At 72.6% G+C, this 25,255-nt stretch carries 18 protein-coding genes and 1 tRNA gene; 9 read left to right on the top strand and 10 right to left on the bottom strand.

The genetic code is table 11. The annotated features are described in order from the left end of the window. The first annotated feature begins 298 nt into the window (after window positions 1-298). Window positions 299-1,963, top strand: coding sequence for a TerD family protein (locus I6A60_RS10085; protein WP_203025081.1), 1,665 nt, complete (start codon window positions 299-301; stop codon window positions 1,961-1,963). On the opposite strand, the gene I6A60_RS10080 is transcribed toward I6A60_RS10085, so the two are convergent. The 3 genes from I6A60_RS10080 to I6A60_RS10070 form a co-directional block, all read right to left on the bottom strand. Further along, a complete protein-coding gene (locus tag I6A60_RS10080) occupies window positions 1,960-2,739 on the bottom strand; it encodes a class I SAM-dependent methyltransferase (RefSeq protein ID WP_203025080.1) in 780 nt (259 codons plus the stop codon). The genes I6A60_RS10085 and I6A60_RS10080 overlap by 4 nt on opposite strands. A gap of 255 nt (window positions 2,740-2,994) precedes the next feature. Continuing rightward, window positions 2,995-4,497 (bottom strand): HNH endonuclease signature motif containing protein, encoded by a 1,503-nt coding sequence (locus I6A60_RS10075; protein ID WP_203055598.1) that lies wholly within the window; start codon window positions 4,495-4,497, stop codon window positions 2,995-2,997. Window positions 4,498-5,646: 1,149 nt separating this feature from the next. After that, window positions 5,647-6,675 carry a hypothetical protein gene (locus I6A60_RS10070; protein ID WP_203025078.1) on the bottom strand — a complete coding sequence of 343 codons (1,029 nt, stop codon included), beginning with the start codon at window positions 6,673-6,675 and terminating at the stop codon, window positions 5,647-5,649. Between the two features lie 94 nt (window positions 6,676-6,769). Here I6A60_RS10070 and I6A60_RS10065 point away from each other — a divergent pair, with 94 nt between their 5' ends. The 3 genes from I6A60_RS10065 (at window position 6,770) to I6A60_RS10055 (ending at window position 9,175) form a co-directional block, all read left to right on the top strand. Then, a complete protein-coding gene (locus I6A60_RS10065) occupies window positions 6,770-7,366 on the top strand; it encodes a sulfite oxidase-like oxidoreductase (RefSeq protein ID WP_203025077.1) in 597 nt (198 codons plus the stop codon). 172 nt (window positions 7,367-7,538) lie between these two features. Further along, window positions 7,539-8,297 carry a ferredoxin reductase gene (locus I6A60_RS10060; RefSeq protein WP_203025076.1) on the top strand — a complete coding sequence of 253 codons (759 nt, stop codon included), beginning with the start codon at window positions 7,539-7,541 and terminating at the stop codon, window positions 8,295-8,297. A gap of 206 nt (window positions 8,298-8,503) precedes the next feature. Continuing rightward, on the top strand, window positions 8,504-9,175 hold the full coding sequence (locus tag I6A60_RS10055; protein ID WP_203025075.1) for an O-methyltransferase: 672 nt from the start codon (window positions 8,504-8,506) through the stop codon (window positions 9,173-9,175). 40 nt (window positions 9,176-9,215) lie between these two features. Here I6A60_RS10055 and I6A60_RS10050 read toward each other — a convergent pair whose 3' ends face one another. Next, window positions 9,216-9,962: a maleylpyruvate isomerase family mycothiol-dependent enzyme gene (locus tag I6A60_RS10050; RefSeq protein ID WP_203025074.1), complete on the bottom strand. Its 747-nt coding sequence runs from the start codon at window positions 9,960-9,962 to the stop codon at window positions 9,216-9,218. Window positions 9,963-10,072: 110 nt separating this feature from the next. On the opposite strand from I6A60_RS10050, the gene I6A60_RS10045 reads away from it, so the two are divergent. After that, window positions 10,073-10,717 (top strand): TetR/AcrR family transcriptional regulator, encoded by a 645-nt coding sequence (locus tag I6A60_RS10045; RefSeq protein ID WP_203025073.1) that lies wholly within the window; start codon window positions 10,073-10,075, stop codon window positions 10,715-10,717. Window positions 10,718-10,772: 55 nt separating this feature from the next. Here the strand turns inward: I6A60_RS10045 and I6A60_RS10040 are convergent, their stop codons facing one another. Together I6A60_RS10040 and I6A60_RS10035 are read right to left on the bottom strand one after the other, a co-directional pair. Further along, the gene (locus I6A60_RS10040) at window positions 10,773-13,847 is read right to left on the bottom strand and encodes a glycine--tRNA ligase (protein WP_238435144.1); all 3,075 of its coding nucleotides are present in this window, start codon (window positions 13,845-13,847) and stop codon (window positions 10,773-10,775) included. 178 nt (window positions 13,848-14,025) lie between these two features. Next, window positions 14,026-15,297 (bottom strand): phytochrome sensor protein, encoded by a 1,272-nt coding sequence (locus I6A60_RS10035; RefSeq protein ID WP_203025071.1) that lies wholly within the window; start codon window positions 15,295-15,297, stop codon window positions 14,026-14,028. Window positions 15,298-15,591: 294 nt separating this feature from the next. Here I6A60_RS10035 and adh point away from each other — a divergent pair, with 294 nt between their 5' ends. Together adh and I6A60_RS10025 are read left to right on the top strand one after the other, a co-directional pair. Next, window positions 15,592-17,115 (top strand): aldehyde dehydrogenase, encoded by a 1,524-nt coding sequence (adh, locus tag I6A60_RS10030; protein ID WP_203025070.1) that lies wholly within the window; start codon window positions 15,592-15,594, stop codon window positions 17,113-17,115. A 205-nt stretch (window positions 17,116-17,320) separates the two neighbouring features. Next, window positions 17,321-17,821 carry a DUF779 domain-containing protein gene (locus tag I6A60_RS10025; protein ID WP_203055597.1) on the top strand — a complete coding sequence of 167 codons (501 nt, stop codon included), beginning with the start codon at window positions 17,321-17,323 and terminating at the stop codon, window positions 17,819-17,821. A 16-nt stretch (window positions 17,822-17,837) separates the two neighbouring features. Here the strand turns inward: I6A60_RS10025 and I6A60_RS10020 are convergent, their stop codons facing one another. The 4 genes from I6A60_RS10020 to I6A60_RS10005 all read right to left on the bottom strand — a co-directional run bounded on the left by I6A60_RS10020 (window position 17,838) and on the right by I6A60_RS10005 (window position 23,796). Then, window positions 17,838-18,809 carry a sulfite exporter TauE/SafE family protein gene (locus I6A60_RS10020; protein ID WP_203025069.1) on the bottom strand — a complete coding sequence of 324 codons (972 nt, stop codon included), beginning with the start codon at window positions 18,807-18,809 and terminating at the stop codon, window positions 17,838-17,840. A 42-nt stretch (window positions 18,810-18,851) separates the two neighbouring features. Beyond that, complete coding sequence (locus tag I6A60_RS10015; RefSeq protein WP_203025068.1) at window positions 18,852-19,937, bottom strand: lysylphosphatidylglycerol synthase transmembrane domain-containing protein; 1,086 nt, start codon at window positions 19,935-19,937, stop codon at window positions 18,852-18,854. 8 nt (window positions 19,938-19,945) lie between these two features. Then, window positions 19,946-21,154, bottom strand: a complete 1,209-nt coding sequence (locus I6A60_RS10010; protein ID WP_203025067.1) for a glycosyltransferase family 4 protein — start codon at window positions 21,152-21,154, stop codon at window positions 19,946-19,948. Window positions 21,155-21,441: 287 nt separating this feature from the next. Next, the gene (locus I6A60_RS10005) at window positions 21,442-23,796 is read right to left on the bottom strand and encodes a hypothetical protein (protein ID WP_307873612.1); all 2,355 of its coding nucleotides are present in this window, start codon (window positions 23,794-23,796) and stop codon (window positions 21,442-21,444) included. Window positions 23,797-23,947: 151 nt separating this feature from the next. On the opposite strand from I6A60_RS10005, the gene I6A60_RS10000 reads away from it, so the two are divergent. Both I6A60_RS10000 and I6A60_RS09995 read left to right on the top strand, forming a co-directional pair. Then, on the top strand, window positions 23,948-24,682 hold the full coding sequence (locus I6A60_RS10000) for a hypothetical protein (protein ID WP_203025066.1): 735 nt from the start codon (window positions 23,948-23,950) through the stop codon (window positions 24,680-24,682). A 109-nt stretch (window positions 24,683-24,791) separates the two neighbouring features. Further along, window positions 24,792-24,886: transfer RNA gene (locus I6A60_RS09995), tRNA-OTHER, on the top strand. Window positions 24,887-25,255: the final 369 nt, after the last annotated feature.

Raw genomic sequence — 25,255 nt, 5'->3', positions numbered from 1 at the left:
TGTCCCACGACCCGCCGGCCGCGGGTGCCGGATGACCGTATGGCCCGCGACCGGGCACCTGAGCCGCAACCGTCACGATGGACAACGTTCGCCCGGATGAGTCACCAGATGACCGAAATGCGCGTTTTCTGGCAAAGCCTCGGCAGCGTCAAGCCGTAGGGCGGAGGGCGGGAACAGGGCCTCGGCTGTGATCCGGGGCTTCGGAGATCCGGGCTTCGGATTCTGGACGCCGGGTTGCATACTGCCGACGGCGCGCGAACGCCGAAGGTGGAGAAACGGGGAATCGGGGGAGTTGGCGATGGTGGCTGTGCTGAGCTTGAGCGCGGGCGCGAACATGGAGGTGACGACCAGGCCGGTCCGTCTGGAGCTGGAGCAGCGTGGCGGCCCGGATGTCGACGTGTGCGCGGTCCTCACCGCCGGCACCGGCAAGGTGCGCTCCGATGCGGACTTCGTGTTCTTCAACCAGCCGGTCCACCCTTCTGGGGCCGTTCGGGTCAGCGCGGGCTCGTTCGCGGCGTCGTTGCCAGATGTCGAGCCCGACGTCGAGGTCATCGTGCTCGCCGGGTCGGTCGACAGCGGGGCCTTCCGCGACATCCCGGGGCTACGGGTCAATGTCGTCGCGGAGCCGGGCGGTCTGCTGGCGAGTTTCGTGCCGGACCTGGCCCAGCCGGTGACGACGATGGTGTTCGGTGAGTTCTACCGGCGGGCTGGCGGATGGAAGTTCCGCGCGGTCGGGCAGGGCTGGGACAGTGGCCTCGCCGGCCTGGCCACGAGCTACGGGATCCAGGTCGACGACGAGCCCGGGCCTTCCCCGGACGGCGCTCTCCCCCCAGTGCCTGTGCAAGGTGCCCGCCATTCGGCGCCGGCGGGACCCGCTCGGCCGCCGACAGACACCCCAGCGGGCGCGATGCGACCCGACTGGTATCCCGACCCCACGGACCCGGCGGCACTGCGCTGGTGGGACGGTTCCGGTTGGGCCGAGCACCGGGTCGCGACCTGGCCGGAGACCGTTTCGACCTGTGGCAGCTGCGGCACGACCAAGCGCAAGCGGCTGGGCCTGGGCACAGCCCGGTGCGCGGAATGCGACGCCCGTTTCCGGCGGGTGCTGGCCCAGTGGCAGCTCCAGCTCACCGACGCGCTCGCCCGCGAGGGAGCGTCAAGGCCGGTGCTGGATCGGCTGTGGACGGATCTGCGTTTCCAGCGGGTGCCGGAGTCCTATGCGTATGACGTCTACCAGAAGGTCGGACTGGCGCATCTGGAGCGCACCGTCTCGTTCGCCTTCGCTGACGGAATCATCGAGGAACACGAGATGTCCGGGTTCCTCTCCGCTGTCACGGTCCTGAATATCCAGCACAGAGCCGTGGATCACATGCGTGCCCGGATGGAGCGCGGGCGGGCGCTCGCCGCTTTCCTGGAAGGCGATCTGCCCAGGGTCCAGAACCCGTCTCTGCACCTGGAGATGGACGAGATCGTGCACCTCGACGTCCCCGCGACCCACGTCCGCCAACTCGCCAACGGCCCACGCTCGACCCCCGGCCGGCTCGTCGCCTCCAACAAGAAGCTGCGTTTCATCTCCGCCGGCCGGGATGGTTCGGAATCGACGTGGGCGAAAATCCACGCTGTCACGCCAAACCGCCGCGGCGTGGACGTCTCGACGTCAAGCCGCGTAGGAGGCACCTATCTGCTGTCCGACTCGGAGTACGCCGCGGCAGTCCTCGCGGGCACACTGCGGGTCGCGAAGCGGCTTGTCGTGGCGCCGGGGCAGCGAGACTCCCGCGCAATCCCAGCCGCTGTGAAAGCCGCCGTCTGGCAGCGGGACGGCGGCGCCTGCACTCAGTGCCGCGCGACCGAGTACCTCGAGTTCGACCACGTCATTCCGCACAGCCTCGGCGGCGCCACCAGCATCAACAACCTCCAACTCCTGTGCCGCCGCTGCAACCAGGAGAAGGGCGCCCGGATTTAGGGGCGGGTGGGCTTGCGCCACAGGGAGATGTGGCTGCCGCTGGCGTTGGTGAAGGGCTCGCCGGACCACGTTCCATAGCGGGCCTCCAGCGTCAGGCCGGCGAGGGAGGCCATCAGGTCCAGTTCGGCCGGGAAGGCGTAACGCAGGTTGACCGGGTACGTCTCGATTCCGCGGGGGCTCAGGGTGACGTGGTTGGCCCGGACCGTCTGGGCGTTGCGGTCATGGACCGCCGCGGTGAGGCGGGACTCGTCGCCCTCGATCCTGTCCGTGCTGAACCGGGTGCCCTGGGCGAAAAGGCTCTGGTCGGGCACGAACGCCTGGACCGCGAAGGCCGCTCCGGGCGCGAGCACCTGGGAGACGGCCCCGAACACCCGTACCTGCTCGGCCTGCGTCGGCAGCGCGAACAGCGTGTTGAACACGACGTAGACAAGACTGACCTCGCCCGACGTGCCCGCTGCCTCGGCGAGCACGGCCGGATCGCCGAAATCCCCGAACGTCACCGGGATGTCCGCGCCACCCTGCTTGGCCCACAGGCGCGCGACCATGCGCTCCGACGCGTCGACGCCGGCAACCTTGACCCCGGCCGCGGCAAGCGGCAGGGCGACGCGGCCCGTGCCAATTCCCAGCTCCAGCGCCTGCCCGCCATTGGCCGTCATGGCGAGCAGTTCGACAGCGGCGGGCAGTGCCTCATCCAGACCCTCGTACCAGTGGTCATACACGTCGGCAATGCGGTCGCCGTACTCGGCAGGCGACCACCTGCCGGAAGGTTCGCCCATGGTCAGGGAGCCTGCCAGCCGCCTCCGATCACCGCATCCCATTTTCCGCCGACCACCGCGAATGCGGCCGGCCAGACCGGGCCAACCATCATGACAGCCGTTCGAGCAGTCAAGATGCTTCACGCGACGGCCGTGAGCACAACCCTCCAATGGCACGATCGGCGATCATCTCGCGCGCAAGCCGCCCCTACGCTCGTGCGACTGCCGGATCGCATTCCCGGCCCGGCTCGTTTGCTGACGGACCCAGCTTCGCGGTCAAAAGGGGCAGGGCTCGGCCGTTCGCGGGGCGGCGGCTCGCTGGCCAGCGGTCGACTGGCGGCCTGGGATGAAAGGCTCGGTCCTGCGCGGGCCGGCAGCTCGCTGGCCGGCGGTCGACTGGCGGCCTGGGATGAAAGGCTCGGTCCTGCGCGGGCCGGCAGCCCGCTGGCCGGCGGGGGGGGGGGGGGGCGGCCGGGCCCGCGCGCCCGGGGCGGCCCCGGGATCTTCGACGTCAATGTCTTTGGGTCGAGGGTGTTCCCAGGGGAGCACAGCTTCCTCGTCGTTGGTGGTGGTGTCGGCGGTGTAGGTCCGGCCGGAAGGGCTGGTCCAGCGAAAGATTCCGGGCGAGGGCTGATCGAGCCGCCAACCGTCGGCGGCATGCTTTGCCCGGTGATGGTGACGACACAGCAAGCCCAGATTGTCGAGGGCGGTGCGGCCTCCGGCGGCGTGGGCCACGGTGTGATCGATATCTGCCTGAGTCGCTGGCATCCCGCAGCCTGGGAACACGCACCGCCCCTGCCGATGGCGGACGAGGCGAGCCAGTGCCGGGGTGGGAATCCGGCGGTGCCCGAGGTCCAGGACAGTGCCCGACTCCGGATCCGTGAGGACCCTCCGCCAATGGGCATCCGAGGCGAGCGCGCGCCCGACGTTCGCGGGAATTGGCCCATAACCGACCAGTTCGGCTGGGTTGTCGTCTAGACCCGCGAGGGTGCCGACGGGCGCGATGACCTGCAGCTCGACGGTCACGTACTCACGACGGTTACCCAGCAGCAGCGCGGCGAGCACGTCGGCGCGGCGGGCATCCAGTGGCCGGTGCTCCTCGGTCCCGCTACCGGGTTCCGTCCGCCCGGTCGGGGTGCGGCTCGCCCGGGCAAGGCTGTCGATGCGGTCGAAAACGGCGCGAGCGTCCTCGGCGGCAAGAGTCGCTTCCAACAGCGCCATACCGTCGTCCAACGGCGTGATGCTGACCGCGCGCCGGGAATGTGCCTCGGCGCGGCGGCGGGCCAGCGCTTCAGGGGCGATCTTCGCGATGAGTCGGCGAATCTTGCGCCGCCACTGTGGGGTGGACTTCAACCGGCTGCCGGCGAGCATCGTGTCCTCGACGAGGGATCGCTGCCCGTCGGACAGACCCATTGTGAGCTGCTGCAGCGCGGCCAGCCGTGGGTAGTCCAGCGTCCCGGCGGTCAATGCCGCGAGGCTCCCTGGAAGATGATGCGCGGTATCCCACGCGGTCGAGAGCCGATCGGACTGCGCCCGCGGCGACTGGCCCAGCTCGGCGGCAAGCTCATCGGCTGCGAACTCCGAATACGGTCCAGCCGACGGATCGGCCCAGTCACCACGCGGAGGCGGGCGTAGCCGGGCCAGGTGGACCTGGGCATGGATCATCAATCCCTGCAACCGCGCCGTCATACGCGCGATCTCGGACACCAGCGCCAACGTCCCCGCCGGATCGGACCCCGCCAGCCTGGCGAGCGCAGCATCGATCGACGCATCCACCACCCCAAGCAGCCCGTCCGAACCCGACCGCGACCCTGAACCCGACTCCGACCGCCGCGATGGGAGCGTGTCCGCCGTCGCCACGTTCAACGGCTGTCGCCCGACTGGGGAAGCGCCCGACGGCCGTGGCCCGACCGATGGGGTCCTGGCCGATGGGATCCTGGCCGATGGGGTCCTGGCCGTCGGCCAAGTCCCAATCGATGGGGTCCTCACCGACGGCCAGGTCCTCACCGACGGAGTTCTGACAGACGGAGTTTCAACCGACGGCCAAGTCCTGACCGACGGGGTCCCCGCCGTCGACCAAGTCTCGACCGGCCGAGCCCCGACCGACGAAGTCCCGACCGACCAAGTCCCGACCGGCCGAGCCCCGACCGGCCGAGCCCCGACCGGCCGAGCCCCCGCCGGCGCGGTCCTGACCGACGGGACCTTCAACGAGGACGGGCCCAACGGCGAGGTTTCGGAAAATCGAGCGTTGAGCGGCTGTGTGTTCGACGGTCGCGGCCCCGACGGTTGAGCGTTCAACGACATGGCAGAGCCGCCGGCCCGCGCCGGGTTGTCAGCCCGCACAGGACGGTCAATGCGCGCCTGGCCGTCAAAGCCCATATCGAACATGCGTCCAGAATAGCGGACAGACCACTCTTCACAAGAGGCACTAAAATGCTAGTGTGGCGCCTTCATGGACGGTCGGGCCCACAATACAACTGCACCCTCCAGTCAGACTGGGAGGGCATTCGAAATGGCGCCCCTGAAATTCACGGTCCCCCGTTGTGTCGCACCCCTACCAGCACCTACTCACACGCGGGCGCAAGCGACAGCGAAATTTTCGATCGAGATGCACGAGATTGTTCGGCGACCGCGGACCAGGTAACCGAACTTGAATCGATTACCTTCGAACAGAAGACCGTCGGCCAGATCGCGTCACCTGCGCGCCGATCATTTTTCAGCTACGCCAAGAGCGACTTACTCCTCGCCAAGCCCTTCACAGGCGATATCCAGGGCAAAAATGTGCGTCCCAGGGCGATTATCACCCTGCATGGCAGGGATACCTCCACTCTCAGCCGCGCAGCCGGCGGGTGGTCCGAAAAAGATGCCTTCCGCGCCGCCATCGCGGCCCGCCGCGCCGTCGCCCGGCATCGCCTGCCGCGCGGGCGGTTAGGCCGGGGGGCAGGCGACACCGGCGAGGGAGAGGACGGCGCAGTAGGTGTCCCGGCCGACCTTCCAGTCCGGGTCCGCTGCGGTACCCGCGCCGGCACGGACCGCCGTGCCGGTCCGCGGGGTGCCGCTTCCGGCGCCGGTGAAGCTCAGCGTGTACCGCACCGTGGCGTGGTTGACGTCCACGAAGTCGATCGCGCCGACGACGACCTGGGACGAGCGCGCCGCGGCCGGGAAGCGCCTGACCAGCTCGGCCAGCGGGCGACGCATCGCCGGGCCGTCCTCGACCGCGGCGAGCGCCCAACCGGACCGGTCCGTCGGCGCGAACCCGCCGCCCGCGGGGGCACTGGTTGTACCCGCCGGGTCGGTGCCGGTCAGCGCGCGGTCGAAGGCCGCCCGGATCGCGGCCCGGGACGACACCGCGTCCGCGGGGAGAACGCCTCCGCTGACCAGCGTGCTGTCCGGCATCGGGACCAGGCCGGTCGGAGCCACGCCAATCGGGGCCAGGCCCGACGCCGGATAGGCGGTGACGATCTCGGCCGCGCCGCCCGGGGCGAAATGGACGGTGACCAGCACCGGCCGCGTGGTATCCACGGCCGGCGGCAGTCTGAGCACGCTCGTCGTCGGCACGGTGTCGTTGGCGCACACCGCCAACGCCTCGGACCTGGTCGACGTGGAGGTGGGCGTGAGCCGGGCGGCCCGGACCTCGATCGCGTGCCGGTCGACGACCGTCAGCGCGACGGGCAGGCTCGGGCAGGAGCTGCTGCCCGTCAGCGCGAGCTCCATCCGGTGGTTCGGCTGGAGCACCGCCACCGGGCCGGCCCCGGCCGGTTCCGACAGACCCGCACCGGCCGGCCAGCCCTGGTAGTACCGCTCGACCAGCGGATTCGTCGACTCACCCCGGTGGCAGCCTGTCGCCAGCGCCAGTGTCGCCACGATCCCAGCCGCGAGCGCCCGGCCGGCCCAGCTTCGCCCGATCATGCCGACATTGACGTACTGCGGCCGGCTCCGGTTCGATCGCGCCGCCACCGATTCACCATGTGAGACCGATCCACCATGTGAGTTGGCGCTGGTGAGGCCCGTGCCCGGTCACGGCCGGTGGGGACGTGAAATCCTGGGCCGCATGGGGATCGTCTCGCCGGGGTTTCACGGTCGGCGCCGGGGCAACACCATGCTTCCGCCCGGCCAGTACGAGGAAGAGGACTTTCCGGTGCTCTCGGCCGGGCCGACGCCGCGGGTCCCGACGGACCGGTGGCAGTTCACGATCACCAGCGAGACCGGCGAACGGTACTCGTGGAACTGGGCCGAGTTCCAGGCGCTGCCGCAGGAGACCCCGACGGTCGACATCCACTGCGTCACCCGCTGGTCGAAGTTCGCCACCACCTGGAAGGGCGTCTCGCTCGACACCCTGTTCGAGGACGTCGAGACGGCCGCGGACTACGCGATGATCCACTCCTACGGCGGTTACACCACGAACCTGCCGTTGGAGGATCTGCTCGACGGCCAGGCCTGGGTGGCGCACCGGTACGACGGCGAGGACCTGGACCCCGAGCACGGTGGCCCGGCCCGCCTCCTCGTCCCGCACCTGTACTTCTGGAAGTCGGCCAAGTGGGTCCGCGGCATTCAGCTCATGCCCGAGGACTCCCCCGGCTTCTGGGAGGCGGCCGGCTACCACGACCGCGGCGACCCCTGGCGGGAGGAGCGTTACCAGGGCGACTGACCAGCCGGCCCCGGCCGCGGGCGGAACTGCGGGTGAAAATCGCGGACGAGAGCGGCGGGCGAAAGTCGCGAGCGGCCGGTGAAAGCCGCGAACGAGAGCAACGAGTGACGGTCGCGGCTGAGAGTCGCGGGTGAGCGGGCAAGAGTCGCGTTTGAGAGGGGTGACGCGGACGATGGCCGGACCGACGCGGGTCGGGGCCAGGATGGGGTGGCGGACCGGCCGGCTCGTCGCGATCGTCGACGAGACGCCGACCGCGCGCACCCTCGTCCTGGACGTGCCGGGCTGGCCGGGGCACCTGGCCGGGCAGCGGGTCGACATCCGGCTGACGGCCGAGGACGGCTACCGGGCGTCGCGTGCCTACTCGCTGGCCGCGCCCGCCGACGGCGACCGGGTCGAGGTCACCATCCAGCGGGTACTCGACGGCGAGGTCTCGCCCTACCTGGTCGAGGTGTTCTCGGTCGGCGACCCGGTGGAGCTGCGCGGCCCGATCGGCGGCTGGTTCGTCTGGGACCCCGCCGGCCCGCCCGATCCCGTGCTGCTGGTCGCCGGTGGCTCCGGGGTCGTCCCGCTGATGGCCATGATCCGGGCCCGGCGCGCCGCCGCGAGCCGGGTCCCGTTCCGGCTCGTCTACTCGGTGCGCGGCCCGGAACAGGCCTACTACGCGGCCGAGCTGCGCCGGCGCCTGCCCGCCGACGGCGGCCTCGACATCACGTACGTCTACACCCGGACCGCCCCGGAGGGCTGGCCGGGACCGCCGCGACGGATCACCGCGGCCGACCTCGGCGCGGCGGGCTGGCCGGCGGACCTAGCTCCGCTGTGCTTCGTCTGCGGGCCGACGGGCTTCGTCGAGGCCGTCGCCGACCTGCTCGTCGCCGGCGGCCATGACCCGTCCCGGGTCCGGACCGAGCGGTTCGGGCCGACCGGCCGGTAGCCCGGCGTCGCGCGTGGCGGCGAGGGGCACCGACCCCTGTGTGGCGGACCTCTGTGTAGCCGACCCGTGTGTGGCGGGCCGGTGTGTGGCGGACTCTCGTGTGGCGGACCAGACAGGGCCGATGCGCTGGTACTGGACCGTCGGGGTCGTCAGGGTGGACTGGGCGCGGGCGCGAGGTGGCGCCGCGGTGTGGCGAGGAGGCCTGGATGTCGTACGAGCTCTGGACAGCGGTCGACCACTACTTCGACGGCAAGCTGGTGGCGGCGGACCCGGCACTGGAGGAGGCGCTGAAGGCGACCGTGGCGGCCGGGATCCCGTCGATCCAGGTCTCCGCGACGCAGGGGAAGCTGCTGCACCTGCTGGCGCGGATCCGGGGAGCCAGCCGGATCCTGGAGGTCGGGACGCTGGGCGGCTACAGCACGATCTGGCTGGCCCGGGCCCTGCCGGCCGACGGGCGGCTGGTCACCCTGGAGGTCAGCCCGCGGCACGCCGCCGTCGCGACGGCCAACGTCGCGCGCGCCGGGCTCGCGGACGTCGTCGACATCCGGGTCGGCCCGGCGCTGGACACCCTGCCCAAGCTGCTGGCGGAGGCCGCCGGGCCGTTCGACCTGGTCTTCATCGACGCCGACAAGGTCAACAACCCGGCCTACTTCCAGTGGGCCGTGAAGCTCACGAAGCCGGGCAGCGTCATCATCGTCGACAACGTCGTCCGGGAGGGCCAGGTGGCCAACCCGGACAGCCAGGACCCGAGCGTCGTGGGCACCCGCGAGCTGCACGACCTGATCGCCGCCGAGCCGCGCGTCAGCGCGACCGCGGTCCAGACCGTCGGCAACAAGGGCTACGACGGCTTCACCCTGGCCCTGGTCGTCGGCGAGTAGTCCCCCCAAGCCCAGACCCCTGGCCCGCCGGTTGCGCGGGTCAGAAGACCCGGAGCCGGCGGGCGACCGCCAGCGATGTCTCGTCGCCCGTCGCGGCCGCGCCGGTGTCCTCCCAGGCCGCGCGCTGCGTGACCCAGCGGAGGAACCCGGCGGGGTCCGAGGTGATACGGGCCATCGGGTCGCCCGAGCCGACGCGCAGCAGCCGAGCGGCCGGGCCGCCGAGGGCGATCTCGACCGTGCCGGTCAGGGTGGCGACCAGCTCCACGTTCTGCTGGGGCAGGGCGGCCTCGACCCAGTCGAGGGCCGCGGCCAGCGTGGACGCGTCCGAGGCGGGCGGCAAACCGGCGAGCGAGCCGCGCGGGGCGAACAGGTCCGCGCGGATGTGGACGTAGTGGTCGAAGCAGAACGCCGTCGGAAGCGTCGGGGCGGCGTAGGTTCCGAGGTCGCCGAGAGAGACCTCGATCTCCATGGTCTCCAGGGCGGCCAGCCGGGCGAGGGCCTGAACACTGACCTGCGCGTAGTCGGCGCGCACCCGCTCGAAGCTCCAGCTCCGGCGGGACTCGACCAGGACGTCCTGCGCCCGCTCGGTCGGCAGTCCGGCGACGTCGGGCAGCGCGGCGGGGTCGACCACGACCCAGAACAGCGCCGCCAGATGGGCCACGACGTCCTTCGTCGTCCAGCCGGGGCAACCGCTCGGCGCCAGCGCCTCGGTTTCGTCGAGGCCGGCACAGATCTCCAGGAGCGTCTCTCGTTCGTGGCCCAACGCTGTGATCGCTCGGCTCGTCACGGCTTTCCTCTCGTCCGGCGCCCGCACTCGACGCCCACATAGTGTTGCTATCTCACATAGGGACACTATGTTGACGGCACGGCGGCGCGCAACGGCGATCGGCGGGCTTAATGGACGACGTGCCCGACCACCAGGTGCCCACCGAGCCCGAGCCCGAGCGGCGTCCACGTTCCCTGCGAGCCCAGCAGGTGGCGCAGACCCGGGCAGCGCTGGTCGCGGCGGGACGCGAGCTGTTCGGCGAGCGGGGGTTCGCGGCGACCTCCGTCGACGACCTGGCGCGAGCGGCGGGCGTGACCACCGGCGCGCTCTACCACCACTTCCCGACCAAGACCGGGCTGTTCGAGACCGTCTTCGAACAGGTGCACGTCGATCTCCTGGCGGCCTCGTCCCGGGCCGCCGTCGAGGCGCCCGACGAGATCGAGTCGCTGGCCCGTGGCTTCGAAGCGTTTCTCGACGCCGTCCTGCGACCAGACGTGGCGCGGATCGTCATCACCGACGCGCCGGCGGTCCTCGGGCTCGCCCGCTTCACCGAGCTCGACGAGCGCTACGCGTACACGGCGATCGTCGACGCGCTGCGAGGTGCCGCGGCAGCGGGGAGGATCCGGGTCGCCGACCCTGAGACGCTCGCCCGGCTACTGCTCGGCGCCCTCACCCGTGCAGGCATGCTGATCGCCAGCTCGCCGCACCCCACCCAGACGCGCGACGCGGCCGCGGCCACGATCCGCGCGCTCCTCGCCGGCCTGGCGACCGACTAGCTCGCCCAGGGGGCGTCGACCGGCGACGCCCCCAGCTCCACCGAATCGGGGCAGGTCAGCCGGTGAGGGCGGACCAGTCGAGGACGCCGGCGCCGAGGTCGCGGACGGTGGCCAGCAGGCCCAGGCGGGTGGCGCGGACCTCCGGATCGGGATCCATGACCAGGATGTCGTCGAAGAACTGGTTGACGGGGGCGACCAGCGGGGCGGTCGTGGCGGTGAACGACACCAGGTCGGGGGCGGCCCCGAGCCCGGCCAGGCCGGCGCCGACCGTGGCGACGCTCTGGTGCAGGGCCAGCTCGGCCGGTTCCGTGAGGCGGGCCGGGTCGTAGCCGGCGGTGGTCGCGGCGGGGACGATGCGCCGGGCCCGGTCGAGCGCGGCGGCGACCGCGCGGAAGTCGTCGCGGCCGCGCAGGTCGGCGAGCTGGCGGGCGAGGCGCTCGGCGTGGGCCGGCCGGTCGGCGTGCGGGAGGACCGCGCGGACGTGGTCGACCGGGAAGCCCTCGTCGACGAACGCCAGCTCCAGGCGCCGGGCCAGGAAGGCCGCGGTCTCGTCCAGCAGGGCGGCGGTCACCGCGACGGGCTGGCCGGTGGCCGACGCGGCCAGCGCGTCCCGCAGCGACAGCCCGGCCAGCTCGGGGCGGGTCCGCAGAATCGCGAGCGCGCCGAGCGCGGCGCGGCGGACCGCGAACGGGTCGCTGGAGCCGGTCGGCAGGCCGACGGTCGCGGCCAACCCGACCAGCGCGTCCAGCCGGTCGGCGAGCGCCAGTAGCGCCCCCGGGACGGTCGCCGGCAGCGGGCCGCCGGCGGAGCGGGGCAGCTCGGCCTCCAGCAGCGCGGTCGCGACGGCCGGCTGCTCGCCGGCGGCCTGCGCGTACTCGTGGGCCATCGTCCCGGCGAGACTGGTCAGCTCGATGACCATCTGGGAGCCGAGGTCGAATTTCACCAGTTCGCTGGCCCGGCGCAGCACCTCGCGGTCCGGGCCGGCCAGACCGGGGGTGAGCCGGCTGGCGAGCACGGCGGCGAGCGTCGCGATCCGCCCGGCCCGGTCGGCCATCGAGCCGAGCTTGTCGGTGAAGGTGAGCCGGCTCAGCCGCCCGACCATCGTCGCGAGCGGGGTCTTCAGGTCGGCCCGGTAGAAGAAGGCCGCGTCCTCGAACCGGGCCCGCAGCACCGCCTCGTTGCCCGCCCGGACGGCGTCGACGTCGACCGTGCCGTTGGCGACGGCGACGAACCGCGGCAGCAGGCGGCCGGCGTCGTCCGGTCCGGGCGCGCCGGGGGCGGCGCCGGCCCGGACCGGCAGGTACCGCTGGTGCTTGCGCATCACGGTGGTGAGCACGGCCTCCGGGAGCTCCAGATAGCCGGGGTCGAAGCCGCCGAGGATCGGGGTCGGCTGCTCCACCAGGAAGCTGACCTCGTCGAGCAGGCGCGACTCGGCGGCGGCGTCCACGTGCCCGCCGGCCTCGGCCGCGAGCCGGGTGGCCGCGGCGGCGATCCGCTCCCGGCGCTCGCCCGCGTCGAGGAGGATTCCGGCCCGGTCCAGCGCGGCGGCGTGGGCGTCGGCGCCGGTCAGCTCGACCGTCGCCGGGATCCCGGCCCGGCTCGGCTGCCCTGGCGCCACCCGGACCAGCGTGGTCCGCCGCCCGCCGACCAGCCCACCGACCTCGATCGGGACGAGCGACTCGCCGAGCAGGGCGACCACCCAGCGGATCGGGCGGGTGAAGCTGAGCTCCGGGTTGTTCCAGCGCATGTTCTTGCTGGCGCGCAGCTTGCGGACGACGTCGGCCAGCACGGGCGCGAGCGCGTCGGTCGCCGGGCGGCCCCGCTCGTGGCGGACGACGGCCAGGTGCTCGACGCCGTTCTCGGTCGTCCTGGCCAGGGCCGCGACCTCGACGCCGTTGGCGCGGGCGAAGCCGGCGGCGGCCGGAGTCGGCGTCCCGTCCGGCCGGAACGCGGCGGTCACCTTGGGGCCGCGCACCACCCTGGTGGCGTCGGCCTCGCGGGACGCGACGTCGGCGACGGTGGCGACCAGCCGGCGCGGCGTGGCGGACACCGTCAGGACGCCGTGCGCGAGCCGGCCCTCGGCCAGTTTCTTCGCCAGCAGCGACTCCACCTGCTCGCGCGCGGCGACCGCCTCGGCGGGCGGCATCTCCTCGACGCCGATCTCCAGCAACAGCGTGCGCGGGCCGGCCGCGAACAGCGCGCCGTGGTTGGCCGCCGGGCGGGCGTCGGACCCGGGCTGGCCTGCGGTCCCGTCACCCGCCCGGCTGGCCGCGGTGAGCAGCGGGAAGCCGGCGGTCTGGCGGGTCGCGACCCACAGCTGGGCGACGGCGCCCGACAGCCGGCGCATCCGGGCGAACTCGACCGCCCGCTCGGCGGTCGACACCGCGCCCCTGGCGTCGAGGACGTTGAACGCGTGGCTCATCTTGAGCACGTGGATGTGGGCCGGCACCGGCAGGCCGGCCTCGACGAGCCGCTCGGCCTCGCCGGCGAACGCGTCGAGCAGCCCGCGGGTCGCGGCGACGTCCGCGTCGTCCAAGTAGTAGCGCGACATCTCGTACTCGGCCTGGCCGAACAGCTCGCCGTACGACAGGCCGGGGGCATAGAGGATGTCCTTGAAGTGGCGCACGCCCTGCAGCGCCATCAGGATGCGCTCCATGCCGTAGGTGATCTCTACCGACGGCGGGTCCAGCGGCTGGCCGCCGGCCTGCTGGAAGTAGGTGAACTGGGTGATCTCCAGGCCGTCGAGCCAGACCTCCCAGCCCAGGCCCCAGGCGCCGAGCGCGGGCGAGGCCCAGTTGTCCTCGACGAAGCGGACGTCGTGCGCCTCGATGTCGATCCCGAGCGCGATCAGCGAGCCCAGGTAGAGCTCCTGGGGGTTGCCCGGCTCCGGCTTGAGGATCACCTGGTACTGGGTGTGCGTCTGCAGGCGGTTGGGGTTCTCCCCGTAGCGGGCGTCGTCGGGGCGGACCGACGGCTCGACGTAGGCGACCTTCCACGGCTCAGGGCCGAGGACCCGCAGCGCGGTCGCCGGGTTCAGCGTCCCAGCACCGACCTCGGTGTTCATCGGCTGCACGACCAGGCAGCCCTGCTCGCTCCAGTACGCGGCCAGGCGCGCGAGTGCGTCCTGCATGGTCAGCACGAGGTGGCTCCGATTTGCCCGAGGGAGAGACCGGCGGCGCCAGGCCGAGGCGACGCTGAGCGTCCTTGGCGCGGCGGCGCTGACCGGCCCAGAATCCGTGACAGCGTGGTAGGCCCACTGTAGCCACGAGAGTCACGTCCGCAGGCGAGGGCCGGGGTGCGGCCGGCTTCTATCCGGCGGCGAGCTCGCGGTGCAGCAGGCCGACCCGGGCGGTCGCCCTGTCCCGGTCGGGGCCGGGCGGCAACAGCCGGCAGCAGGCCTCCCAGACGGCGAGGTCGTCCTCGCCGGCCGGGCCGTCGGCCCAGCGCAGCAGCAGCGCCGCGTCGCGCCGGCGCAGCAGGCCGACCCGTACCTCGGCGCGCAGCCGGTCGCGCAGCACCTTGACCGCCGGTGCGGCCGAGCGCGGCAACAGCTGTCCGGCCCACCGGTCGAGGACGGCCCGGTGGTCTCCGGCGGCGAGGAGCTTGCGTAGCTCCGCGACGTCGGTGTGCAGCGGGCCGACGAGGCGGTAGGGCCGGGACCGCACCAGACCGGGCCCGACGACCCGGCGCAGCCGGGACAGCTCGGCCCGGATGGTCACCGGGTCCAGCGCGCGCTCGTCGACCGCGGCGGCCAGCTCGTCAGCGGTCAGGCCGTCGGGGTGCTCGGCCAGCAGCAGGAGCAGCTCGGCGTGGCGCGGGGTGACCGGTACCCGCCTTCCGGCGACGACGAGCACCGGCGCCTCCGGGCAGGCGACCTCCAGACGGTTGCCCACAGACGCGTCACGGTCGGTGGTGGGGTCGGTGAGGCGCCGGATCAGCAGTTCGCGCTCGGCGGCGGCGACCGTCGCGGAGATCAGCGCGAGCACCGCGGTCGACGCGGCCCGCCCGTCCCCCGTGACGTCGACGGCGCCGATGACCCGGTGGTCCGCCGGGTCGTGCACCGGGCTCGCGGAGCAGCTCCACGGCCGGACGGTGCGGACCCAGTGCTCGGCGGCGGCGACCCGCGCCACGCCGTCGATGGCCAGCGCCAGCCCCGGCGCGTTCGTGCCGGCGTGGGCCTCGTCCCAGCCGGCACCGGCCAGGAAGCCCACCTCCTCGGCCCGGCCGCGCACGGTGTGGTCGCCCTCGACCCACAGCAACGTTCCGTCGGCGTCGCTGACCGCGACGATCAACCCGTCGGCGCCGGCCCGCGCGACGAGCAGGTCACGGACCAGCGGCAGGACGGCGGCGAGTGGATAGGCCGACCGCGCGGCCCGCAGTCGGTCCCCGGCCAGCCGCAGCGGCGGGGAGTTGCGGTCCGGGTCCACGCCGAACGACCGGGACCGGGCCCACGAGTCGACGACCGTGCGCCGGACCAGGGGACGCGGGGCGCGCGTGGCAGCGAGCGGCAGCGGCGCGCCGGCCGCGACCGCCTCGCGCGCCTGCCGCACCAGCCGCGGCGCGGTCACCTCATCCGTCACGCTCGATCACCGCTTCGATCGAAGCGACTCCGCCAGGAGCCGTATGACGGGGATCACACTACGCCGACCTGGTCCGGCCCGAAACCGTCCCGATACCCGACAGGACACGCAATGGCCCGTTCCGGTCATCGCCTCCGGACCCGGGCGGCGACGAAGAAGCGCTGGCAACGGGATTGCAACGTCGGCGCGGCTACCGTCCGGGACGCACAACGGCCCAGGGCCGCGGGGCACAACGACGCCTCGCGCGGCCCTCGGTCAGCAGCGGCACCAGTCCTACGTCAGGAAGGACGCGCGATGGCCGTCTTCGCCCGTCCGGGGCAGCCCGGTTCTCCCGTCAGCTACGCATCGCGCTACGACAACATCATCGGGGGCGAGTACACCCCGCCGGTCAGGGGCCGGTACTTCGAGAACCCGAGCCCGGTCACCGGGGAGACGTTCACCGAGATCGCCCGGTCCAGCGCCGAGGACATCGAGCTGGCGCTGGACGCCGCGCACGCAGCCGCGCCCGGCTGGGGCCGCACCTCCGTGGCCGACCGCGCGCTCGTCCTCAACCGGATCGCCGACCGGATGGAGCAGAACCTGGAGCAGCTCGCCGTCGCGGAGAGCTGGGACAACGGCAAGCCGGTCCGGGAGACGCTGGCCGCGGACATCCCGCTGGCCATCGACCACTTCCGCTACTTCGCCGGGGCGATCCGCGCCCAGGAGGGGTCGCTCTCGGAGATCGACGCCGACACCGTGGCCTACCACTTCCAGGAGCCGCTGGGCGTCGTCGGGCAGATCATCCCGTGGAACTTCCCGATCCTGATGGCGGTCTGGAAGCTCGCGCCCGCGCTCGCGGCCGGCAACGCCGTCGTGCTCAAGCCGGCCGAGCAGACCCCTGCCTCGATCAACATCCTGTGGGACCTGATCGCCGACCTGGTCCCGCCGGGCGTGCTGAACGTCGTCCAGGGCTTCGGCGTGGAGGCGGGCAAGCCGCTCGCGTCGTCGGGCCGAATCGCCAAGATCGCCTTCACCGGCGAGACGACGACCGGCCGGCTGATCATGCAGTACGCGAGCCAGAACCTGATCCCGGTGTCGCTGGAGCTCGGCGGCAAGAGCCCGAACATCTTCTTCGCCGACGTGGCCGCGGCGGATGACGACTTCCACGACAAGGCGCTCGAGGGCTTCACCATGTTCGCCCTCAACCAGGGCGAGGTCTGCACCTGCCCGAGCCGGGCACTCATCCAGCGCTCGATCTACGACGACTTCCTGGGCAAGGCCGCCATCCGGACCAAGGCCGTCCGCCAGGGCAACCCGCTGGACACCGACACCATGATCGGCGCCCAGGCCAGCACCGACCAGCTGGAGAAGATCCTCTCCTACATCGACATCGGGAAGAAGGAGGGCGCCCGGGTGGTGCTCGGGGGCGAGCGCGCCGAGCTCGGCGGCGACCTGGCCGGCGGCTACTACGTCCAGCCGACGATCTTCTCCGGCGACAACGGGATGCGGATCTTCCAGGAGGAGATCTTCGGCCCGGTCGTCTCCGTGGCCGCGTTCGACGACTACGCCGACGCCATCAAGATCGCCAACGACACCCTCTACGGCCTCGGCGCCGGCGTGTGGACCCGCGACACGAACACCGCCTACCGCGCCGGCCGCGAGATCAAGGCCGGCCGGGTCTGGACGAACTGCTACCACCTCTACCCGGCGCACGCGGCGTTCGGCGGGTACAAGCAGTCCGGCATCGGGCGGGAGAACCACCTCGCGATGCTCGACCACTACCAGCAGACCAAGAACCTGCTGGTCTCCTACTCCCCGAAGGCGATGGGCTTCTTCTAGAGCAGGTCCGGCCCATCCCGGCGGCGCCGCCGGGCACGCTGGTGCCAGTGATCGCCGTTTCGGCCCTCGTCTGGTTGTGATCAGGCCTGTCTCACGACCACCAGAGGGCCGAAACAGCGATCAAGGTGCGGACGTGCGGGGCCGTCCGGCCAGGACGGCCCCGGCAGATGGCCGCGCCGCGACAAGCGCATGCGCAAGGAGGGTCATGGGCGAGGTTCTTCGGGTCGACGCGACGCCCGCCGCGGCGGCGATGCTGCGGTCGCTGACCGCGGCGCACGGCCCGCTGATGATCCACCAGTCCGGTGGGTGCTGTGACGGTTCCTCGCCGATGTGCTACCCGCGCGGGGAGTTCCTCGTCGGGGACGGGGACGTCCTGCTCGGCGTCCTCGACCTCGACGACACCGCCGGCCTCGCCGAGCCGGCGGCCCCGGCCAGTCCACCGGGCCGCGGCCCCGGCTCGGCGGACTGGCCGGACGACCCGGGACCGTCCGGCGCCATCGTGCCGGTCTACATCGGCGGCGCGCAGTTCGCGTACTGGTCGCACACCCGGCTCACGATCGACCTCGTCAGGGGCCGCGGCGGCGGCTTCAGCCTGGAGGCCCCGGAGGGCTACCGGTTCCTGACCCGCTCCCGCCTGTTCACCGAGGACGAGACCGAGGCGCTGGAGGCCGCCGGCCCACCAGCCCGCGGCCCGCTCGTCCCCTGAGTACGCACGACCGGGATCAGGTGAAGTCCCGGACGAACAGGACGACCGCGACGGCCAGGCCCAGGGTGATGACGCCGCGGCGTAGCCACACGGGCGGCAGGTTGCGGGCAACCCTGGCGCCCAGGACGCCCCCGACGGCCGAGGTGACGACGAGGACGCCGGCGTAGGCCCAGGCGACCTGGGCGCTGGCCAGGAAGACGATCACGCCCACCGCGTTGACGATGAACGACAGCAGCGTCTTCAGCGCGTTGGTGCGCTGCAGGTCGTCGACGAGCAGGATGCCCATCACCGCGAGCAGCAGGACGCCCAGGCCCGCGCCGAAGTACGACCCGTAGGCGCCGGCGACGAACACCCCGATCCGGGTCGGCCAGGTGACGGGCCGGACTGCTACCTGCGTCGACGCCGCCGCCTGCGCTGTGGCCACGACCGGCACGGTTCCCGGCGCGGCCACGGCCACGGTGCCCGGCGGACCGCCGTCCAGCGGCGCGGCCGCGGCCGGGGCGGCCGCCGGGACCGCGGCCGGGGCTGCCGTCGGGGTCGCGGCCGGGGCTGCCGACGCGGCGTGGACCTCAGCCGCCGTCGGGGTCGCGGCCTTGGCCGCGCGGCGGCGCGCGACGACTCCTGACAGCTTCGACTGGCTGGCCAGCAGCAGGCAGGCGATGAGGACGAGGAACGGCACCGCGGCCTTGAAGCTGTTCTTCGGCGTCACCAGCAGGATCACCGCGCCGACGATCCCGCCGAGAACCGCGGCCGGGGCGAGTGCCCGCAGCCGGGGCAGCTGCCCGGAGAGCTCTCGCCGGTAGCCGAGCGCGCCGCCCGCGTAGCCGGTGACCAGCCCGGTCGACGAGGTGATGTTGGCGGTGACGGCTGGCAGCCCGGCGGCCAGCAGAGCCGGGAAGGCGATCAGCGTGCCTCCGCCGGCGACCGCGTTGACGGCACCGGCGACCAGCCCCGCGCCAGCCGTCAACAGCGCGTCCATTCCGTTCACGGATTTACCCTATGCGGCGCAGTACGGCGCGCTGGGCCGTCGTCAGAGGACGCGGGTGCGAATCAGCACGCCGCAGACCGCGGCGGACGGCGCCATCGGCAGCCAGGAGGTGAGCAGCCGGTAGCCGAGGACGGCCGCGATCGCCGTCGTGGTCGGGGCGCCGGCGCCGGTGAGCAGTGCCGTCAGCGCCGCGTCCAGGCCGCCGAAGCCACCGGGCGACGGGATGATCGCCGACAGCGCGCTGGCCACCAGATAGACCGGGATGATCTTGCCGGCACCAAGTGGCGCGTGCAGCGCCGCGGCGATGGCGCACAGCGTGGCGGCGTGCAGCATCGGGATCGCGATCGAGCCGCCCCACAGCAGCGCCGCGCGGCTGGTGCTGCCGCTGCCCGCCAGCAGGGCGCGCTGTTCGACGACGCGCCGGGCGCCCGTCCCTACCAGCCGGCGGACCTTCGGCACGCAGGCGGCGGCGACCACCAGCACGCCCAGCGCCGCCAGCAGGTAGCCGGTCTGGCCGGGTATACCCAGCTGTGGCAACGGAACGGCCCCGCACACCAGCAGGATCACGAGCACCACCGCGTGCGGGAGCGCCCCGGCCGTCGCGTTGGCGGCGGTGGCGGCGACCGCCTCGGCCATCGAGAACCCGCGGCGCAGCAGGTAACGGGTCTGCAGCGCGGCAACGCCCATGCCGGCGGGCACGAGCACGTTCGGCAGGATGCCGGCGATCTGGACGGCGACGAGCTGCCCGAACGGCAGGTTCCGCGTCACCGCGCCCTTCATGCTGGCCGCCGCGGCGACGTAGGTCGCGCACGCGGCGATCACGGCGACGATCAGCCACTCGCCGTCGGCCGACCTGCAGGCCTCGAACGCCGCCACGAGCTCGTGGCGGTGGGTTCCCAGCCAGATCCCGCCGATGGCCGGCGCGACCACGCTGAGCGCGGCCATGATCTGCTTGGACCGGCGCGACCGGGTGGACGCCCCGGCTGGCTGTGCCGCCGCGTCCTGCGCGGGCGGGTCCGTCGGGAGCGCCTCCACCAGCGGCTCATCGGTCAGCGCCGCGTACGGGAGGCCGGACGGGAACGCGGCAACCAGCGCGGTCGCGGGCTGGGTCGACTCGTCAGGCTCCATCGTCGTGCCTACAAGTGGTCCTGAGTAGCGGGCTCACCGACCGGCGCGGAGCCGACCAGCGGTGCCCCTGGCGCACGCGGCGGTGTGGCGTCGGCCGGCGCGGCGGCGAGCAGCGTCGCGAGGCGGGCACCGAGGTGCTCCCAGGTCCAGGCCGAGCTCATCCAAGTCCGACCGGCCGCGCCCAGCTGACGCGCCCGGTCCGGGTCCGCGAACAGCTCGTCGACGGCGCGGGCCACCGCGGCGACATCCGTCCCGTCCACGACCACTCCGCTCTCACCAGGGATCACCACTTCGGGCGCACCCCCGTGCCGGCCGGTGATGACCGGCTTGCCGGTTGCCGCCGCTTCCAGCGACGACAGCCCGAGCCCCTCAAGATCGAGCCCACCCTTGCGCGGACGGGACGGCATCGCGAAGACGTCGGCAGCGTCCAGGTAGGCGGGTAGTTCCTCTTCGGCAACCGGGCCGGTGAAGACGACATTCCCGGTCACCCCCGCGGATGCCGCGATCCGGCGCAGCCGAGCGGCGTCGCGACCCTGGCCGACGACGACGAGCAGCGCGTCCGGATGGTGGCGCAACACCGAGGGCAACCCCCTGATCAGGACGTCCTGGCCCTTGCGAGGCACCAGACGGGCAACACACGTCACGATAGGCCGTCCGCCCCAGCCGTGCCTACGTCGTAGCTCCTCACCGCCGGCGCCCGGGTGGAACCGGTCGACGTCGACACCGCCGGTGAGCCGCTCGAACCGGGTGCCGTTCGGGGCGACCCTGCTCAGCCGGCGCAGCGTCACATCGGTCAGGTGGGTGACGACGTCCGCCTTGCCAGCGACCGACCGGACCAGCTGGTAGCCGTAGGGCAGGTGCGACCAGCCGTACTCGTGGCCGTGGGTGGACGAGACCACCCACTCGACGCCGGCCCGGCGCAGGGCCGGGGCGATCATCCCGCGCGGCGTGCCGGCCGGGAACCAGGCGGCGGTGCACCCTTCCGCCCGCGCGATCCGGCCGATGGCCGGCCCGACGCCGGGCAGCCGCAGGTTCGCCGCCGGATGCCTGACGATCTCGAAAGGCGCGTCGGCGTCGAGCTTCGGCGCGTCCGGATGCGGCGGCGCGACGACCAGGACCTTGTCCCGCGGCAGCATGGCGGCAAAGCAGTACGCGAAGGTCTGAATGCCACCCATCACCGGCGGAAACTTGTCCGCGACGATCAGCGTTCGGTGCATGGACAGTGTCTGCCGCCTTTCGGCGGACGGCGCGTCATGTCCGCGTTGGCTGATGGACGGCCGCTGGTCAGGCCCAGGAAACCGCCCGGTTGGACATACCGGAAGATACCCTGTGCCTGCTCCTGAACAGCGGCGGACGTGCCGCCGTTGTGGCCTTTTCCATCTCCGGCGGCGTCACCGCACCGGCCTTGTCACCGGACGTGCCGAGCGGCCCGCGCACCCCGCCCGTCCCTGCGCAGGGCGCTCTCACCGGGTCGGCTCCGGGCCTGAGCGGCTCGCTCCCGGGGTCACGCCCGGCCGGAAGCGGGCGTCAGGCCGTTGAGGATGTCGATCGCGTGCGTCAGGTCGCCGATGTTGACGAAGTCGACGGCGACGAAGTTCGGCCGGCGGTGGCGGACGTCCTCGCAGGTGCTGGCCCGGGCGACGACGGTGGGGCTGGCGTTGTCGGCGAGGGCGGCCCGCCGGCTCGGGGCGGCCGTCGTCAGCCAGTGGTTGACCAGCAGCAGCCGGGCGTCCGCCGACCCTCGTTTCACCGCGCAGCCGGTCAGGTCGGTAGCGGTGCGGGCGTCGAACGGGGTGTCCGAGCCGTAGCGGTAGAACGAGCGCAGGAAGCTGCCCGGCGTGTCCTGGCTCTCGGTGAACATGACCAGCCGGTGGCCGGAACTGATCATCTGCCCCAGCGTCGGCCAGGTGCCGCCCGGGTCGGCGGGCGGGGTGAGCACGGTCTTCCCGAGCCCCGCGGCCTCGACCGCGCCGATGATCTCGTTGGCCGGCGCCTCGTCCTGAATGATGATCGTGACGACCTCGGTCGGGTTCCGGTTGAGCCAGTCCCCGATCGCGCGCAGCTGCGCGGTGAACTCGATCGCGCCGAGCTGGCACATGTCGTGGCAGAGCCACAGCCCCGGACGGGCCGACAGCGCCCCTCGGGTCAGCGGCTCCAGCGCAGTGCGTTCCGACGGGCTGAGCGCGGCGAGCGCCGTCTGGACCTCCTCGGGGGTCGTCCAGTGATGCACGTCGATCAGCAGGCCGCGCACGCCCAGGTCGAGCTGGTGGACGATCGAGGGATCCTGCCCGGCGCCGAGGAACTGGTCCTCGCTGTCGGCCATCGCGTTGTGGCTGGCCGCGTAGCTGACCTCGTCGTAGTGCCGGTCGCACAGGCGGGCTGAGCCCTCGCACACCACCCGGGCGTCCGCCGCGGCGCCAGGGAACGCCGCCCAGGTGACCGCGATCAGCGTCGGGATGACGACGACGGTCGTGGCCACCACCCGGCGCCACCGGGCGTGGCGCTCCAGCCGGGCGGACAGCGCGACCAGCAGCGACACGCCGGTGATCACGCAGCCGATCACCAGCATCCAGATGGTCAGCCGCAGGAAGTCACTCTCGATGCCGCGGTAGGCCGTGGCGCCGAAGTCGGTGAGCACGTGCGCGGCGCCCGGCGGCAGCTTCGAGCCGGGCTTGTCCAGCGCGGTCAGCGGGTTCGGCAGGGTCAGGCGCATCACCACGCCCAGCAGCAGCGAGCCGGCCCCGGCGGCGAGCGCCGTGTAGCCGACGGCCCGGACCGGTGACCGCCCGCGGCCCCGGGCGATCGTGACCACGCCCACCAGCCCACCGAACATCGCCAGCACGCAGGCCAGGATGATCACGGGCAGCCGCTGGGACAGGTCGTGCAGCCGCTCGACCGCCCGGATCGTCGGCTTGTGGCCCAGGTCCGACAGCGACACCCCGAGGTCGAGCACGGTCCCGTCGACCAGCCTGCCGCGCAGCTGGGCGATGGCCTGGTCGTCGCCCCGGAACAGCGGCGGGCCGAGGACGGCCAGCGCCCCGGCGACGTCACCCTGCAGCAGCAGCGCCCGCGCGGGCGCCTCGACGGTAGCCCTGGTCGTCGGGTCGAGCCGGGTGAGCACCGCGTCGAGGACCAGGTCGACGTCCTGCGGGCGCAGCCGCATCGTCGGCAGGTTCTTCGGCGGCTTGCCCGCGGCGACGGCGTCGAGCGCGGCGAGCACACCGTCGGTGAAATCGGTGACGCTCGACACCTGGTAGGTGGCGCCGGCGCCGAGCTCACCCGCGATGTACCGGTTGGCGAGGCCCGAGATGTTCGCGAACAGCGGGCGCAGGTCGGCGGTGAGCACGACGTTGTTCTGGTCGCCCCGCAGGTAGCCGACGATCCGGTCGATCTGCTCGTCCGTCAGGCCCTCGACCGTGGACGGCGGCAGCACCGTCCGCAGGTTCGCCGTGATCAGCGTCCGGTCAATCGGGAGGCCGGCCATCAGGTCGTCGACGGCGGGGTCGGGCAGGATCTCGGTGTAGATCCGATCGTAGGCGTGCACCCGGGTGAGGCCCTGGGTGTAGTAGTTCGGCGACAGCACGGTGGCGCGCACGGTCAGGATCACCAGCAGCGGCAGCCACGAGAGCACCACGAGCAGGGTCAGCGCCGCCTGGGCCAGCAGCCACCAGCGGGTGTCGTCGCGGTCGGACCGGCGGGCCAGCCCGAGCCGCACCCGGCCGCGGCCGGCGCGCGCGCCGCGCCGGTCCGGGTCGCGCCGGTCCGGGTCCTCGTGGCCGGCCGTCGGCGGCTCGCCCGCGGCCGGCGGCTCACCCGTCGACGGCGGTGCCTTTGTCCCGTTCCGCTGCCCGAGCCGCACATGCCCCAACCTACCGAGATCTCCGGCCTTCGATGATGACGTCCCGGCCAGCGCATTCGGCGAAAACCGGTTCGGACATTTCCCTGCATAGCGGTAGAGTTACGCCATTCTGAAGATCGAGATCTAGCCGTTCCAGCCCGGAGACAGTGCCGTGACCAAGCTGAACCAGATCATCGCCATCGAGAAGGGCGTCAAGGCCCGCGCCGGCCGCGAGGTCACCGACCTGCAGAGCTCCACCCAGAAGGACGCGCTGCTCGCCGGTATCAGCCGCACCTACCAGCCGCGTGACGAGGACGGCGACCAGCTTCCGGCCGAGGGCACGAAGGTCCAGGTCCGGGTCGAGGAGGTGCTGGCGCAGCTTTCGTCCGTTCTGGTCCGGCTGCTCGACGTGGTCGCCACCAAGGACATCGCGAACTGCACCGCCAAGGCCGACGTCGTCGTCGACGGTGTGCCGCTGCTGCGCGACGTCCCGGTGTCCTACCTGCTCTTCCTGGAGAAGCAGCTCACCGACCTGCAGGCGTTCCTCGCGAAGCTGCCGGTGCTCGACCCGGCCGAGGACTGGTCCTGGGACGCGGCCGCCGGCGTCTACCGCACGCCGACGACGCGGACCGTGCGGTCGCGCAAGGTGCCGAAGGTGCTGGTCAAGTACGAGGCCACCGAGCACCACCCGGCGCAGACCGAGGTGTTCACGGTCGACGAGCCGGTCGGGGACTGGGCGACGGTGAAGTTCTCCGGCGCGCTGCCGGCCGAGCGGCGCACCCAGCTGCTGGACCGGGTCGTGCGGCTCGCGGAGGCCGTCAAGGTCGCCCGCGAGTCCGCGAACCTGTTCGACGTGACCGACCAGACCGTGGGCCGGCCCGTGTTCGACTACCTGTTCGCCCGCTAGACCCTGCTAGCCCGAAAGACCTCGTTCGCCCGATAGGCCCGGCCGTCGGCCCGCCGCCCGCGCTAGTCTCGGCGGCGGGCCGGCTGGCCCCTGATCTCCCGCCTGGAGCGGCGGGATGCGCCCACCATTGGGCGCGAAAGCTGAGACTCATACTCAAGATGACGACGGACGGTGTCAGTGGGGGTTCGAGTCCCCCTCCCGGCTCACACCCGCCGGGGTAGCCCAATGGCAGAGGCAGCCGGCCATGATTCTTAGTCTCTCGCTCCACAACTCAACACCGGGCCACCTCGCCAGACCGACCGACGGCCGGCAATCTCAGTCGAGGCCGCGGGTTCGACCCCCGCGCGGCGCTCCAACACGCGCCGCTAGCTCAATAGGCAGAGCGCGACTACTCCAGTCTGACCGGCCGCACCAACCTGGCCTGGCGTACGCATGGTGGCCACCCTCGGGGCCCAGGGAAGGGTAATCCCTGGGCTCCACCAATCTTCCGCCCTTCCGCGCGGGCCGGAACGCGCGGGCCCCCCCCGCCCCCCCCCGCCGCGGGGGCCGCCCCCCCCCACGGAAACCCCGGAG

The organism is Frankia sp. AgB1.9 (assembly GCF_016786355.1).
GTDB lineage: Bacteria > Actinomycetota > Actinomycetes > Frankiales > Frankiaceae > Pseudofrankia.
This window is presented reverse-complemented; position numbering and strand designations above follow the sequence as displayed.